Here is a 15,130-nt window from a genome sequence, read left to right as displayed (position 1 = left end):
TAATTTTATGGGCGATTAAAGCCGCAAATCGAACTCATTCCAACTTGACTTAAAGCACAAGAACATACCATTTATGACCAATATTATTTACATGAAAATATGTAAAATGTGCAACTGTATGGATATAAACGGCTGTTAGCACTAGGTTATTCATCACGATCAGCATAAATAACCAACGAGTTTAATAACTGAGGAGTTTTAAAAGGCATTAGCGGTAACAATACCCTCGTGGATGGACAAACTTCTTGGGTAAATTTTGCGATAAAAATTAAATAGCCTGGGAAATGGGAGTTCACAGACAATTAAAATGAACACTGGAATGACAACAGGGTAAAGTGATTAAACGAGTAGGAATAGGGACAAAATCTGTTGTCCCTATCTTCAAATTCTCTTCATATTTAGCTTCATAATAGTGACAGGATTAGAAATTGGCTGGCGTAGTCGCACTCACGATCCGGCAATCCTCATTGAAGGGATTTCTGAATCTGTGGGGGCTTTCACTATTAAAATAGTAACTATCTCCGGCCTCAAGAATAAATACCTCTTCGCCAACAGTGAGCTCTAACTTACCATCAATCACCATGGCAGCCTCCTCACCTTCATGCTTTAACATCTCTTCTCCGGTATCGGAGCCTGGCGGGTAAACTTCACTCATCACTGACATGGCTCTGTTGGGATAGTCTTTACCCACCAGCTTATAATCTAAATTGCCATCACCGATATCAAGCAGTTCATCACTGCGATAGACAATTTTTGGCTCACTCGCCGTAGTATCTTCCATAGAGAAGAAGTCGACTAAAGACAAAGGCAATCCGGATAATACTTTCTTTAACGAACTGACCGACGGACTCACACTATTTTTCTCAATCATAGAAATAGTGCTATTAGTGACGCCAGCTCTTTTAGCAAGCTCACGCTGTGATAACCCCTTCATTTTGCGGATAGTCTTGAGACTAGCTCCAATATCCAAATGTATCTCTCCCTATCAAAACACCTTACCAAGGTAAAATTTATCAACGTCTGTATCAAAAACACGCAATTTATTCTTCATACTAATTTGTATCTAACAAAAAAGCATGTTAAATATAATCAACACCTGTGAATTATATACGACTGATAGCAAAAGTATACTCTGCTAAGTCCCGAAAGTTATCAGTAAGCAGATATGTATAACTAAAACTAATCATAGAAAACTAATAACAATAAAACGTTTGGAGAGATGATGCCCGTCAGCAGCCCAGTCCACAGCGAACAATACCCCTCATCCTACTATTTCAGTACCGCCAAAGAGTTACACGAACACCCTCAACTACAAGAGCAAATTAGTGCCGATGTGTGTATTGTTGGCGGCGGCTTCAGCGGCATTAATACCGCCATAGAGCTGGCACAAAAAGGGTTTTCAGTGGTACTGCTAGAAGCGAAACGCATTGGCTGGGGCGCATCAGGTAGAAATGGCGGCGAACTTATTCGAGGCATTGGCCACAACGTCGCTCAATTCAAAAATATCATCGGCACAGAGGGTGTTGAAGCCATTAATCAGATGGGTTATGAAGCGGTTAATATTGTCAGACAGCGAGTAGCCGAACATAATATCGACTGTAACCTGCAGATGGGCTATTGCGACTTAGCCATTAAATCTCGCCACATGATAGAGCTACAAGAAGACTATGACGATCTACAGTCTCAGGGCAGAGGCGAAGGTTTCACCTTGCTACAGAAACAGGATATGCAACAGGTCATCGGCTCAGACTGTTATCAAGGCGCACTGGTCGACATGAACAGTGGTCACCTTCATCCCCTCAACCTCGCCTTAGGTGAAGCAAAAGTTGCCAAAGCACTTGGGGTTAAGATGTTTGAATATAGCGCAGCTGAGAAGATCATCAAGGGCGATAAACCTCAGGTCATTACTGCCAAAGGCCGAGTCAATTGTCATTATGTGATCCTTGCAGGCAACGCCTATATTGGCCATAAACTCAACAGTTATGTTGGCGGCAAGGTACTACCTGCTGGCAGTTACCTGCTCGCCACTGAGCCACTCACCGATGAGCAGTGCAAAGAGATCATCCCACAGAACATGGCCTTCGCCGACTTACGTATCGATCTCGATTACTTCCACTTGTCTGAAGATAACCGCCTGCTCTTCGGCGGGCTCTGCACTTACTCAGGTAAAGATCCTAAAGATATCGAAGCCGCACTGCGCCCTAACCTAGAAAAGGTATTTCCTCAGTTGAAGAGCGTGAAAATCGATTTCGAATGGGGCGGCATGATAGGCATAGGCGCTAACCGCCTACCCCAAATAGGCCGACTGCCCGATTGCCCCAATATCCTCTACGCCCAAGCCTATGCAGGTCACGGGGTTAACGCCACCCACATGGCTGCAAGGTTAATCGCCGAAGCCCTCACCGCCCAGGCTGAACGTTTCGATATCTTCGATAGGGTGCAACACATGACCTTCCCGGGTGGACCCGTATTTCGATCACCCATGTTGGCAGCAGGGATGTTGTACCATCGAATGAAGGATCTTTTTTAGTCTCTAAAGAGGTTGTCGAGAAACTCGATTATTATCAGCCGCTACTTGTTCGCAGTTAACTTTGATAACTGGTTTGTGGCTGATTGATTAGTCTAAAACCTACTGAGTTCAGACTTACTTCAAAACCTTTTGTAAGTTGATTATTGGTACTTGGTTGTTTTACTGAGTACCAAATTTTCACTTTAATCTATAACCTGCGGCTCGTGAACGTGTAATCACCTCTGTGACACGCCGCAAGCACAGTCCCTGTGGGCTCTACCAAAACCAATAACTTCCCTGTTAAACGGCCAGTTCGGCATCCCAGCCTCTCGCTCGAAGAGTATCACTTCACGATACCTCACCCTGTTTTGGAAGGTCACAGCAGCGTTCACACCTGAGTGTTTATCTCTTCGATTTAAGTTTATTTATAGCCACTAACACTATTTCTAAACAACTGACGCTTTGTATATTTTGTAAAGTCGTTCTCGCTGCTGCTTTTCTCCGTGGTCTTCGTGACCTCCGTGGTGAACAGCTTTTAAAGCATTACGTGTCAGACAACAAGTTTGAAGCCTATTTTGGGTTGGGTACATTGGACTGGTTTGATGTTTATGACTTCCAGCAGCCGTACCAGATCTAGCATATTCAGGCATACACAAGACATATTCCTATAGGTTAAGTATCTAGGAACGACCCGATGTGTCACTCTTGACTCTGCTCCTACATAAATATCTCTTCGATTTTGGATCTCTTGTCGTAACTCATTTTCAACGTACGGGTGGTGGAGCCGCGCATTAAATAATATACCTAAATTCAAAAAACTCAGACCGATTAAGATCTGAGTTTTTTTGGTTTGATATCGTCAAGTATCATAGACGACACCGAGTTAACTATGATTAACGACCTAAATAATAACCCTCTATTAATGTCGTTACGTCAAAATTATCGTTGAGCATTTGCTCTGCGATACAAAAAGCCCCTTCAACCCAACCTTGCTGATCTGAATAAGCTTCACCACAAACATGAATAGCTTCATTTGTGATTGGCTCATTGCGCATTTTAGCCATCATCTCGCCCACTTTATAGTTAGCTTTCCAGGCATGATAACCGCCACCAAAAGGATCATCGTTCCAGTTAAAGTAAGCTGTATCAATAGGCTCTGGCACCTCATAATTATGCAGCTCTGACAGTTGATTTAATGCATGTTTAACCATACGTTCAGGTGCTTGTGAATAATTATCATACTCCCCTAAAGGCCCACCAAGTCTAGCTGTTAACTGTTCTGTTCGATCACACCATTTAGGTTTAAATAAACTAAGGGTAGGGAGTAGTGAGTGGTCATTGCCGTCCTTTTCCAGAGGCTTCCAGAAACTGACTGTACGCATATCATTGTACGAAGCTAACATAACACCATTGGTCTTTTCAGCTTCTTGTTGAGTGCCAAAATAGTAGCACTGACGCATCGCCATATCTGTTGTCGCATGACCATGTTCTATCTTATCATCGGTCCCAGGTACCTCAACGGATTGCCACCAAGGGGTATCGAAGGCCATTAACAGTTTAAAAGATGGTTCGCCAATAACGCAATTAATATTGCTTTTAAAGCCCGCAAGCGCCGCTTCAGTATCCGCACCAAGTTCGATGTTATCTACGATCAATTCGAGTGAGCGACGCGGCATAGCTAAAATGACTTTTCTCGCTTTCGTTATTACACTTGTATTATTTACGAGATCGGTAAATGTCAGTTTATAACGGTAAGTTGCATCAGTCGTTTTTTCAATTTTTGTCAATTGAGTTCGAGTGAATACCTGACCGCTGCCATCTAAACTATTAACATCATGGTAATGGTTATAGAGCTGTCGACCTATTTGATCAAAACCTTCTGCCAGTGTCTGGTAGGTGACATCCCCGGTAAAATCACCAACAACATAGGGGAGTGCTTCCGCTGAATTCCAGTTTAAAGTATTGGAGTAATAGCCACCACCATCGGCTAACAATTCAAAACCTTCTGAACTTAGTTTAGTACGGATCAAATTCCAAAAACCTATGTTTTCTAATTTCTCACCATAATCAGGGCTGTTTGGATCATCGTCAATTAACTTGCTTTTGATTTTATCCCAATCACTTCTATCGAAAAAAGCCATTGAATGAGGTTGATATTCTAGCCCTTCCACCGCTAGAACAATTTGGTTGGCATCCATTGATAAAATGGTATCCACTAACTCTTGAAATAAATCGTCTGGACTTTTTTGTTTGTGCTGCCCATCAATAAAATAACGATGTTCAAAAGTCGCTTTTGCCCAATCATTATCAGTAAATCGCTGTCGACGTAGATATTTTATGTTCGTTTTAGATCTACCCATAGGGAACTCAGTTACTTTTATATCAAACTGACTAATTACCTCTTTGATCAGTTCTTGATGCTCCATAAAACGCATACCACCGAGCTCTACGGGAATAGTGTCTACACCATGCATTTTAATAGTATGTAAGCGGCCGCCTACACGGTCACTCATATCGAATATTGCGCTATTCATGAATTTGGTATTACTATCTTCTTTGAGCCTCCAACCACTATATAAACCAGATACTCCAGCACCAATAATTGCAACATCAAGTTGTTGAGGATATTTTCTTGTCATAATCACTTTCCTTGTAATTAAAATGGTAAACGTCGTGTAGTTCTCAAAGATTTTTTGTACGGCTTAGGCATATGGTCGATAGTAAACTGAGATATGTCATATTCTGTCGATCCTGTAAGTGCAAGATCTGCACATATTTTTCCAATAAGTGGGATGAGTTTTGCCCCCCATCCGGCGCAATAAACGACGATGTTATCGTGGCCAGGTATGGTATCTAAGAACATCTTTTTTGTTGGTTCTGCTGGCAATGCTATGATCCCAGTCGTTTGAAACTCCGCGACAGGGTTTAAATCCAACATATGTTTGGTAACAAACTGTTCTGTTACAATAATATCTTCCGCTGATGGCGCAGGCGCGGGGTTTTGGGTATCCATAGAGTAAGTGATCAACTTAGCAAATGCAGGAGCAACACGGACATAACCTTGGTTATTCCAGCTTACCTCTTCAAAGCCATAATATACTCCTGGATCATACTCTGGCGCGTCAGCTTGATCTTCAAATGAATACCAGGTTGGGTAATTAATCTCTGGCGTTTTCTTCTTAAAATAACATGAGGCCATATGCCAGATCTCTAAATCTAGACAAGTATCAAGAGAACGAATTAAGTCATTTGTTTTTGCACCAGCAGTTATAACTATTTTACTGGCTTGGAAGCTGGCATAGGCCGTAGTAACAGTCACAGTATTACCAGGTGTAATACTCAGTACCGGTGAATCATTCAAATAAGTCACCTTACCTGAAGCATCATTAAGTGTTTTTAAGCTAAATAAAGTTTCTGGGATATTTATTGAACCTCCATCAGCCTGAAAAAAACCAATATGATTTTCACCTAAATTAGTAAAATGATAGTCCTGTTCAATTTGCTCCTTAGTCAGTTCTGTATAGGGGATCCCCAAATTGTCCATCGTTTTCATTGCTGCATTAATTTGCCCTTCTGAAGAGGAACTGTCAGCATTACCAAACCATAAGCTACCTGAATCAGAAATCAGTTCACTGCCAACAGCATCAGATAAAGCGCGCCAATATGGCTGAGACTCTTTAACTAATTCAGCCATATATTCTTCTTCGTATTGTAACCGAAATTGACGGGTCGCTCCGACTGAACTGCTCAAGCTATGACCATATCGTTTATCGTCAATAACTAGAATTTTCTGTGCTGAATGACTTGCTTGCCATGCAGTGGCCAGCCCCATAGGGCCCCCACCAATGATGATGAGATCATATTCATTGTCCATATCAACTCCATTTGCATCTTATAACCAATAAGATGATTTTAAAGGGTAAGCCTAGTATTAGTGCTTACTAACCTTGAAATGTCCTTATTTACATTGTTAATATTCATTTAGATAAAATATTAGGACGCTCTGTCTAGTGCAGACTAATTGATGCACTAAAATTAATCAATGAATGTTCGTGAATTAAATAACTATTTTATTTTCCTTTAAAAACTTTCTTTATCACTATTTTTTGCAGATTATTTAGTCTAAGTGAAAAATAGTAACCCTCACATTACAACTATTTACAGGTGTTACTTTAGTCCCGATGACTTTCAACACATCCTGTTCAACAGCCTACATCATAGAATATTACCCAACCTTGACTCAACACAAGTACAAATATACAAAACCAATTTAAAACAAATAAACCATTACACTTAAACTTGATTGTTCATCCTTTTTAATGCAGCTAATGGTTCTACTCATTATTAAAATTTCTATTCACGATAAGATTTTATAATAAAGGAATACATAATATAACCTAGCTATGGCTCTAGGTAATAACTAAGATATCCATCTCATCATTAGATAACTAGCTTGGATTTTTTGGCATCTATTCTGAATGAAGAAGTACCGATCAAAAAACAACCAAAACACATGCAGATAATTGATTTTCAAGTACTTTCTCAGCATGAAAAATCAAACAGTCGTCAGTTTAATGACAACTCCATCGTAATTAGTGCTGCTAGCATGATCTATTAAACCATAGGGTTGTCCCAGTGATGATCCTTTCTAACTCAATGAGACGCCCTGTAATATAGTAAATTATCTATTACATTAATAAATCTAGGATCACGAATACTTTCTTGGTGTAGACACAAGAGTTCCTCCTCAACAACACTTATATAAGCCTAATTAAGAGAGTTGCCAGTGACAATTCTACGAGTCTTAATTTCCTTATTTATCAAGTTAACTAAATTATTGGTTAGAATTGTGCAATAAAACGAAACAACGTCAGCTAGCTTTTTATTCTACCTAAAGAAACCATTATGCGATATAAGTTAACTTGCCACGTATAAAACCAGCATAATAGTTTGACTATTACTATCGATTTATTCATACCCATAAAGCACTTTTATTAATACATGTTGTAAATTGGATTGCTTTTCATTTTGACAAATTAAATTATCTTCGAAATAGTTCAATAGTTATTCTGCACATTTATATAGTTTATTCACTCAATTAGAGCTTCACATGAACCCTCCAAAACATTACACAACATAAATATAATCGTTTAGATATTCCAAATAAATATGACAAGCGTTAGCATAAAAGTGGTTTAAAGACCTCTATTGCTGTGTTGTGCTTGAAAGTAAGCAAATTGAATGAACAACAATTAAAGAAACTAATGCGATACCAAAAACTATCGCGGTCAAAACACGATTAGAAAAACTAACGTGTACAAATCTTGTATTCCAGCCTAACTCCTCTATACATGTGCTGACTAAATTAGACCTCTCACAATATCGGTTAGTCCTTCACAACCTTCTTGATTGAGTCAGCTTTTGAAGAGTTAGATCCCAATGTCCTCCAGGCTTCATACTCTTCGCTATTTAGCCAAGTCACTCCGATGTACTCTTGCCAGAGTTCAAAATCTGCACTTCGATAGCGAGCACCTCCGCAGCCTCCAGCACCAATGGTCATATTGCAGATACTGAAAATAATATATTCGCCATCGTATTGAAGAGGGTTTGCTCCCCTTTGAGAACAAGAGGCAAACAGTTGAGTTGGAGCTTTGAATATCACAGTTTCAGTGCGAGCTGCGTCATCATGACTCACTTGAATGATAGAGCAGCCTTTAGCGTAGAAATCAGCTATACCAATAATGATATCAGGGCTGGAAGCCACTTTGGCTTGCCCAGTAGTTTCAAGTTCAGCTTCTCTTCCATTGGTGCTTCTTTTGTCACTGTCTTTGTCAAAGTCATCACATCCTGCGATCTGTGTCGCGCACACCATGACAAGAGCAAGTATTAGAAAAATATGATTCATTGCCTACCTTGTGAAACCAAGAAAGTAAAGATATAGAAAATATATAGCAAGCCATAGAGAATATATCCTGATTATATTAATAAGATAATCAGTTGGCATATTTTGATAAGAGAATGACAGATTTAATTGATAACATCCTAAATGACATTCCTTACTCTAGCAAGGATACCAATGACAACTTTAAATCAGTTTAAAACTACCACTATAAAGCAACTTATTAATAAACTTGAATAAATTAGGTTGTTTGACACAAGCACTATTAATTTTTTTAGGCTGAAACATAATTATGTTTGAGGAAATATATACAAATGAAACACTTCAAGTTCTTTTTATTGGCAATATCAACACTATGGATAAGCACGCCCGCTGCAGCTAATTGGTGGTGTGTGATAGTGCCAAGCTTATGCCCACCTCCAGTGGAGTTAGTCACCAATGACGGCCCTGAAGGTGAATTGTGGGTCCCTGAAATTGATAATGATTCAGTGGTGGTTATCGACACCAAAACCTCACTGGTAACCGCACGCTATCACCTTCACCCAGGTGCAAGACCTGCTGTATTGGCTGCTAGCGGCAATGGTGACAAGGTGTTTGTAGATAACTTTGGTCCATTTCCTTACCCCTCGGTCTCCATTATTGATAGGACCACCGGAGAGGTAAGAACCGAGTCAGTTGCCAGTGTGCCAATGGGGATATTTCCATCGAAAGATGACACTGAGGTCTACTTACCCGAGATTGGTGGCTTGATAGAAGTCATGGATGTTGAGACTGAAAAGGTCGTTAGGGCATTTAACTTTTTACCTGAAATTCCGGTCGCGTCAATCAATGGACCTGATGACAAACTTTGGGTCGGTTTTATGTCTGGCAAAGTTGGCGTTTATGATCCATTAACAGGAGAGGAAATCCGCCCACCACTCGCTGTCGGTGGTATTGCCACTTTTTGGTTTACCTTCACCGCCGACGGTAAAACCATGTTTACCGACTCAGTCAATACTATCGGAGTTGTCGATATCGATTCTTGGACATTAAAGAAGAATATTCAAACCAGTCACGATGGAGTATATCGACTCGGTAACCCTGGTGCGTTCACCTCTGAATTATCACCCGATGGCAAGTCTGTGTATGTATCTTTGTTTGGTGAAAATCGGGTGCTTATTATTGATGTTGTCAGTGAAGAGATCGTTGACCATATTGATACCGACGGTTCTCAAATTGGTTTGGTGTTTAGTGAAGATGGGACGCGAGGATATATCAGTGATTTAGGCCCTAGTTCTGCGGGATACACCGGCTTATTAGGAGAGATACTGCTCTTCTTCAACATTATTACTCTGGGTATTTTAGACAAAGGTCATGTGATTGAGTTTGATCCCGTCACCAATACAGTGATACGCACAATACCAACAGAAGAAGCACCCAGTATTGGCATCTGGTTGAGCAATCATAATTAGAAGAATAAAAGTAATACATTATAGAAAGAAGAAGCAAACGGTCTCGATATCTGGTTGAGCAATCATAATTAGAAGAATAAAAAGTAATACATTATAGAAAGAAGAAGCAAACGGTCTCGATATCTGGTTGAGCAATCATAACTAATAGATCAAAGGTGGCCGATTGTGGACAGAAGAAAGTTTATCAAATCTACAGGCGTCGTTGCAGGTAGCTCAGTAATTGCGAGCACTGTAGGTATGGTTGGCGCTGTTGAAGCAGCGCCAAATCCTTGGCCCGATTTTCCAAAGTTACCACAGCAGGAAGACTTCTTTTCCGCGATGTTCAGGCGGTTTAGAGTCATCATAGAAGGTAGTAGCTATGCTTGGAACTATAACCCAAGTAATGCACAAGGAGTGCCGACGGTTCAGCATTTCCCTGCGAATCAACTGCCAGATATTGTTTGGATAGGTAAATTTCTTGACGTGACACTAACCCAAGCATCTAACTTTATCTCTGGCATCCCTACCCTTTTTTCAAACCGATTTGAGCAAAGATACGGTGATGATGTTCGCAATCAAGTCGAGTTATTAACACAAGCATTAAATCTTATTCCCAATCGGCACAATCGCATTATCTATGCGCAAAGCTTTCTCGTTGCAATAATGAATTTGGTTATAGCAGCGGCAACTGAGTTTTTAAAATTCATGTCGCGATTGGGAGCTGAACTTGCGGGCTATGATCACGGTTTAGAACAGGAGTTTAACCGCTTGTTTTCCTCTGTTTCTTTGCCTTCATTCGCCGATGATTTTGAGAGTGATGCAACCTTTGCTAGATTAAGAGTAGAAGGCGTGAATCCATTACTGATAAAACAAATATCAGTAATACCGAATAAGTTTCCGCTAACGGAGGAGCGCTATTCAAGTGTAATGGGAGCGAATGACAGTTTGATGCTAGCCGCAGCGGAAAAACGTTTGTATTTACTTGATTACCAAGAACTCGTTAGCATGATACCAAACAATTCCAATAGCAAGCCAGCCACTGGAACGGGTTATGCTTATGCGCCCATCGCTTTATTCGCACTGCCACTATCAGGTGAAGGAACCCTAACTCCGGTAGCGATTCAGTGTGATCAAGACCCTACAGAAAATCCCATTTTCACCCCATCATATCAAGCTGACACACCTGAGTACTGGGCTTGGCGGATGGCAAAAACAGTTGTGTCCTCAGCAGATGATCTACACCATGAATTCTTCGCTCATTTGGGTCACACCCACCTTATTGTTGAAGCGATTACCATAAGCACTCATAGACAACTTGCACCGTCCCATCCGCTTTATCATCTATTGAAACCTCACCTACAGGGAACGATGTTTATCAACCACCTAGCATTCAATAACTTGCTAGAGGAGGGATTGTTTATTGACCTACTATACCAACCTCACATCCCAGATATTGTCGAGGGGATGATTACAGCTCGCACTGAGCAATATGACTTCTATGAAAAAATGCTACCGACAGATTTAAGCAATAGAGGTGTCTCATCCAGCCAAGATTTACCTCACTATCCTTACCGAGATGACGGGATCTTGATATGGGATGCTATTCACCAATGGTGTCTGTAATATGTGCATACCTATTACAGTTCAAATCGAGATATTAGCCGTGACTATGAACTTCAGGCGTGGACAAGAGATATTAGACTTGAGGGCAAAGTCACTGGTTTTAGATCCATTACATCGAGGGAGCAGTTAGTTGATGTACTAACCATGATTATTTTTACCGCATCAGCACAACACGCTGCAGTTAACTTCCCCCAAGCCGACTTAGCCACTTATGCACCCGCCCGTACGAGCTTACTCAAAGCACCTGCACCTGAGAGTCATCACTTATATACTGCAAATAAAGACAGCTGGGAGAGTATGTTGCCGCCATTGTTAAGTGGGCTAACAAGAATATTCATTCTTAACCTTCTGGGTGGGATATATCATGGAAAACTAGGTCAATATATCAGCCCAGATGGCAGTGGTAGCTCTGAGTTTATTGACCAAACTATCCTACAAGACTCTGGCCCCTTAAAGCGCTTTCAGCAAAAGTTACAGGAGGTTGAAATAGAGATCGATAGAAGAAACCAATTTAGAAGCCTGCCATACAACTATCTTAAGCCAAGTAATATTCCACCCCGTACTAATATATAAGTTTTATCAGATAAACATCACGGTGAAATAGCGGTACGTGATGTTATTCCAAATACCATCTTTGCAAATCATCCAATTGAACAAAGGTCATTTATTTTAATTATTAATAAAGAGAGTTAATGTGAAAAAGAATAATGTGTATATATTTAACCTAGAGAATAAATACTATTTAATTCCAAATATAATAGTGTTAACAACGCTTTTGTTTCTCTTGCTAGCAAGTATTCAAACTGCCAGAGCACTAACTCGAAATGGAATAGCTTATATGCCTATTCCTAAAACAAATCAGGTTCAAGTTTATGATTTTAAGACTCACACAGTGTTAAAGACCATTAACAATGTTGGTACACGACCGATTGTTATTAAAGCCTTGCCCGATCGCTCAAAAGTCTATGTTGATAACTTCGGCCCTTTTAGTAATGACTTTACCGTTATTGATACAGCCACTGACAGTGTTATCAAAAAAATTAAAACCAGCGGGACTCCTTGGGCGGCGATGGAGATGTCTTCTGATGGTCGATATTTCTATATTCCTACCACAAATAATGTCGTTCAGGTTGTCGATACACGCATTGATGAGATCGTTGCCACTTGGAATATAAACGGGACGCCTTCAAGTATATTATTGAACCAAAATGACACTGAACTCTATGTTTTCTATGTGAATAACACGGTAGAAGCATACAGTACAGCGACTGGTCAAGTGATTAAACCAAGCATATCAATTCAGGGCTTAGTCGCTGGCTGGGCGACAAGTAATCCCCAGGGGACCAAAATCTACACCATCAATACCTTATCAGATGACGTTTCAGTGATTGATGTGAACTCTTGGTCGGTCACAAAGGTGATTAAATTGGGATTTGGTCATTTTCCTATTTCTGCAACAGTCAAACCAGGCACTTCTGATTTATATGTGGTTAACACGGGTACCTATCGACCGCTAGCATCGATTTCGGTCATCGATATGAACAGTGATACCATTGTCGGTGAAGTCGACGTTGCTGAATCTGCAGTGCATATCAGCTTTAGGGGCCGAGGTAACAAGGCATACTTATCTACCATTGGTCCACAAAGTGCCAATTGGACCGGAACTCGTTTTATATTCCATTCACTGTTCTACTTTATTAATACAGGCTATGGCAGTGCTATTGAATTTGATACATCAGGAAGATTGCCAATACGCACAAACAGACAAACTCTGTTTAACTCAGCACCGATAGCTGGCGCTTACTTCTTTAAAAACGATCCCGTTTGGTAGGTTAAATACAGATACTATAGCCCCGTTAACACAGGGGCTTTATATTTTCACAAAGCCATTTACTAGCGAAGGTGGGCCTAAGAAATACCAGCAAGCTCTACATCGTGATTATTGCGACTTAAAGGGATCCGTTACATCATTTATTCGCCTTGAATTACTTGCCTAAAACAACGTTGAACAGTTCATTTTCTTATACCAATTCGTCCTACTAAGGGTCAAGATCGAGGTAATGAATAAAGACTTCATTATACTCATTTCCATTGTGACCCATTAATGGGTTACCTTAGATAATTAAACTAAAAGACAACAAACTGCTAACGAGATACCGTATCACTATCTCCCTTACAACTTAAGTTTGATAGAGAATATGAAAGTAGATATTAATCAATAAAATGGAGTTTACATGCCTGTATATGAGGGACTGTCTAATAAAGCTAGAGCATGGATATTATTAGGTGCTGCTTTTATTGTTGTAGCTAACTTAGCTTTAGTTTGGTACGAAACCGATAAGGCTCTTAATCAACTGCCCATTTCACCAGCAGATATTAATGTCATAAAAAGTGTGAGTGATGGACCACTGCATTCCACTATACAGTCAAATAATCAAAAGCTGAGAATTCATGCCATCAACATTACATTGATAATGAAAGGAATTATCAACAAACAATCGATCATTATAGTCTGCATAGGTGCAGCGTTCTCTTTTATCGCTATTGGGTTTGCACTTTTTTTGATCGGTGCAGATGGTGCTTTTAAGTTAAACGCTACACATGGAGAGGCTAAAGTAGTTATGTCCGCAACAGCACCAGGATTAGCCTGTTTTTTATTTGCAGCAATACTAATTTCAATTGCTGCCACTAGAGAGTTTAAACTGGAGCCGGGCAAGATAGAGATACTGGAGCAAGCCCCTCAAATTAGCACTATGAGCAGAAACAATAAAGACAATAACCCTTATGATCTTCCAAAGCCGTAGCCATAGGTTAAAAATGAATAAACTTATATTTTTCATCCTCCTTAACATATTTTCACTCAGCGTTTTATCGGCAAATGAACCGTATCCAATCAGTGAACTAAAGCTACATTCTAAACTTGGCTCACTCGATGACCTAATCACAAACATAGAGAATAAAAATGGTAGTGCTGATCGCGTGTTAATTGAACGAATAACACTTGTCATTGACTTGGTCGAGGGAGGTTTAGATATTCACGGGTTATACCTTTCTGCTCTTACTACAAAATCATTGCGAATACTGACTAACTTAAACAGCAATGATTGGCCTGACGTACCACACTATCAAGTTAAGTCTTTAAAATTCAGAATTAATAACCTTAAAAAAATATACCAATCCAGTTCAACAGCAACTTTAGGATATACCAGAAATAATATGATCTGTAATCGCTTTGAAAGAGTAGCGAACAGTTACTGTAAACCTGATGGAAAGTATGCATTAATAGCAACCACAATTAACGGTGGCAGCGGAATTCAAGAACGCAGAATTGATCTCTTCCTGAGAAATGCTGATTTCAGTCAATATAAGAATAATGAAGAACTATTTTCTGCCATTGCCAATGCAGGCATTCCACAAACAGATATCCAGAAATTTGATGATAAATTCACGATTGACGTAAACAATAGCCTGCTACTTGGCGTATTCAATGAAAACGCTAAAATATTGAAAACAAACCCTAAATTCTTTGTCGAAGAACAGTTGTTAAAAATTAAGCAACCAACAACACACCAATTGAAAACATATCAAGATATTAAACAACAACTTGATATGTCCATGAGACCAAATAACTTTAACTAGCAAGATCTCTACTCATTATCCCGCTATAAA

The 15,130-nt window shown here is 39.9% G+C and carries 9 protein-coding genes and 1 pseudogene; 6 read left to right on the top strand and 4 right to left on the bottom strand.

Translation table 11 applies throughout. The features are described from left to right. Positions 1-421: 421 nt before the first annotated feature. A complete protein-coding gene (locus HWQ47_RS06980) occupies positions 422-970 on the bottom strand; it encodes a cupin domain-containing protein (RefSeq protein WP_269970452.1) in 549 nt (182 codons plus the stop codon). 252 nt (positions 971-1,222) lie between these two features. Between HWQ47_RS06980 and HWQ47_RS06975 the strand changes: the two genes are divergently transcribed. Further along, on the top strand, positions 1,223-2,530 hold the full coding sequence (locus tag HWQ47_RS06975) for an NAD(P)/FAD-dependent oxidoreductase (RefSeq protein WP_269971681.1): 1,308 nt from the start codon (positions 1,223-1,225) through the stop codon (positions 2,528-2,530). An 872-nt stretch (positions 2,531-3,402) separates the two neighbouring features. Here HWQ47_RS06975 and HWQ47_RS06970 read toward each other — a convergent pair. The 3 genes from HWQ47_RS06970 to HWQ47_RS06960 form a co-directional block, all read right to left on the bottom strand. Further along, positions 3,403-5,148 carry a flavin monoamine oxidase family protein gene (locus tag HWQ47_RS06970; RefSeq protein WP_269970451.1) on the bottom strand — a complete coding sequence of 582 codons (1,746 nt, stop codon included), beginning with the start codon at positions 5,146-5,148 and terminating at the stop codon, positions 3,403-3,405. 17 nt (positions 5,149-5,165) lie between these two features. Next, a complete protein-coding gene (locus HWQ47_RS06965; protein WP_269970450.1) occupies positions 5,166-6,383 on the bottom strand; it encodes an FAD-dependent oxidoreductase in 1,218 nt (405 codons plus the stop codon). 1,512 nt (positions 6,384-7,895) lie between these two features. Beyond that, positions 7,896-8,414: a hypothetical protein gene (locus tag HWQ47_RS06960; protein ID WP_269970449.1), complete on the bottom strand. Its 519-nt coding sequence runs from the start codon at positions 8,412-8,414 to the stop codon at positions 7,896-7,898. A gap of 308 nt (positions 8,415-8,722) precedes the next feature. On the opposite strand from HWQ47_RS06960, the gene HWQ47_RS06955 reads away from it, so the two are divergent. From HWQ47_RS06955 to HWQ47_RS06935, 5 genes and pseudogenes are all read left to right on the top strand, one after another. Then, positions 8,723-9,859, top strand: a complete 1,137-nt coding sequence (locus HWQ47_RS06955) for a YncE family protein (protein WP_269970448.1) — start codon at positions 8,723-8,725, stop codon at positions 9,857-9,859. Positions 9,860-10,096: 237 nt separating this feature from the next. After that, positions 10,097-12,034: pseudogene (locus tag HWQ47_RS06950) on the top strand (lipoxygenase family protein). 121 nt (positions 12,035-12,155) lie between these two features. Then, positions 12,156-13,292 carry a YncE family protein gene (locus HWQ47_RS06945; RefSeq protein ID WP_269970447.1) on the top strand — a complete coding sequence of 379 codons (1,137 nt, stop codon included), beginning with the start codon at positions 12,156-12,158 and terminating at the stop codon, positions 13,290-13,292. Between the two features lie 403 nt (positions 13,293-13,695). Then, positions 13,696-14,265: a hypothetical protein gene (locus tag HWQ47_RS06940; protein WP_269970446.1), complete on the top strand. Its 570-nt coding sequence runs from the start codon at positions 13,696-13,698 to the stop codon at positions 14,263-14,265. A 13-nt stretch (positions 14,266-14,278) separates the two neighbouring features. After that, positions 14,279-15,100 (top strand): hypothetical protein, encoded by an 822-nt coding sequence (locus HWQ47_RS06935; RefSeq protein ID WP_269970445.1) that lies wholly within the window; start codon positions 14,279-14,281, stop codon positions 15,098-15,100. The last annotated feature ends 30 nt before the right edge of the window (positions 15,101-15,130 follow it).

This window comes from Shewanella sp. MTB7 (assembly GCF_027571385.1).
Lineage (GTDB): Bacteria > Pseudomonadota > Gammaproteobacteria > Enterobacterales > Shewanellaceae > Shewanella.
The sequence above is the reverse complement of the archived record's forward strand: the minus strand, read 5'-3'. Positions and strand labels throughout refer to the sequence as shown.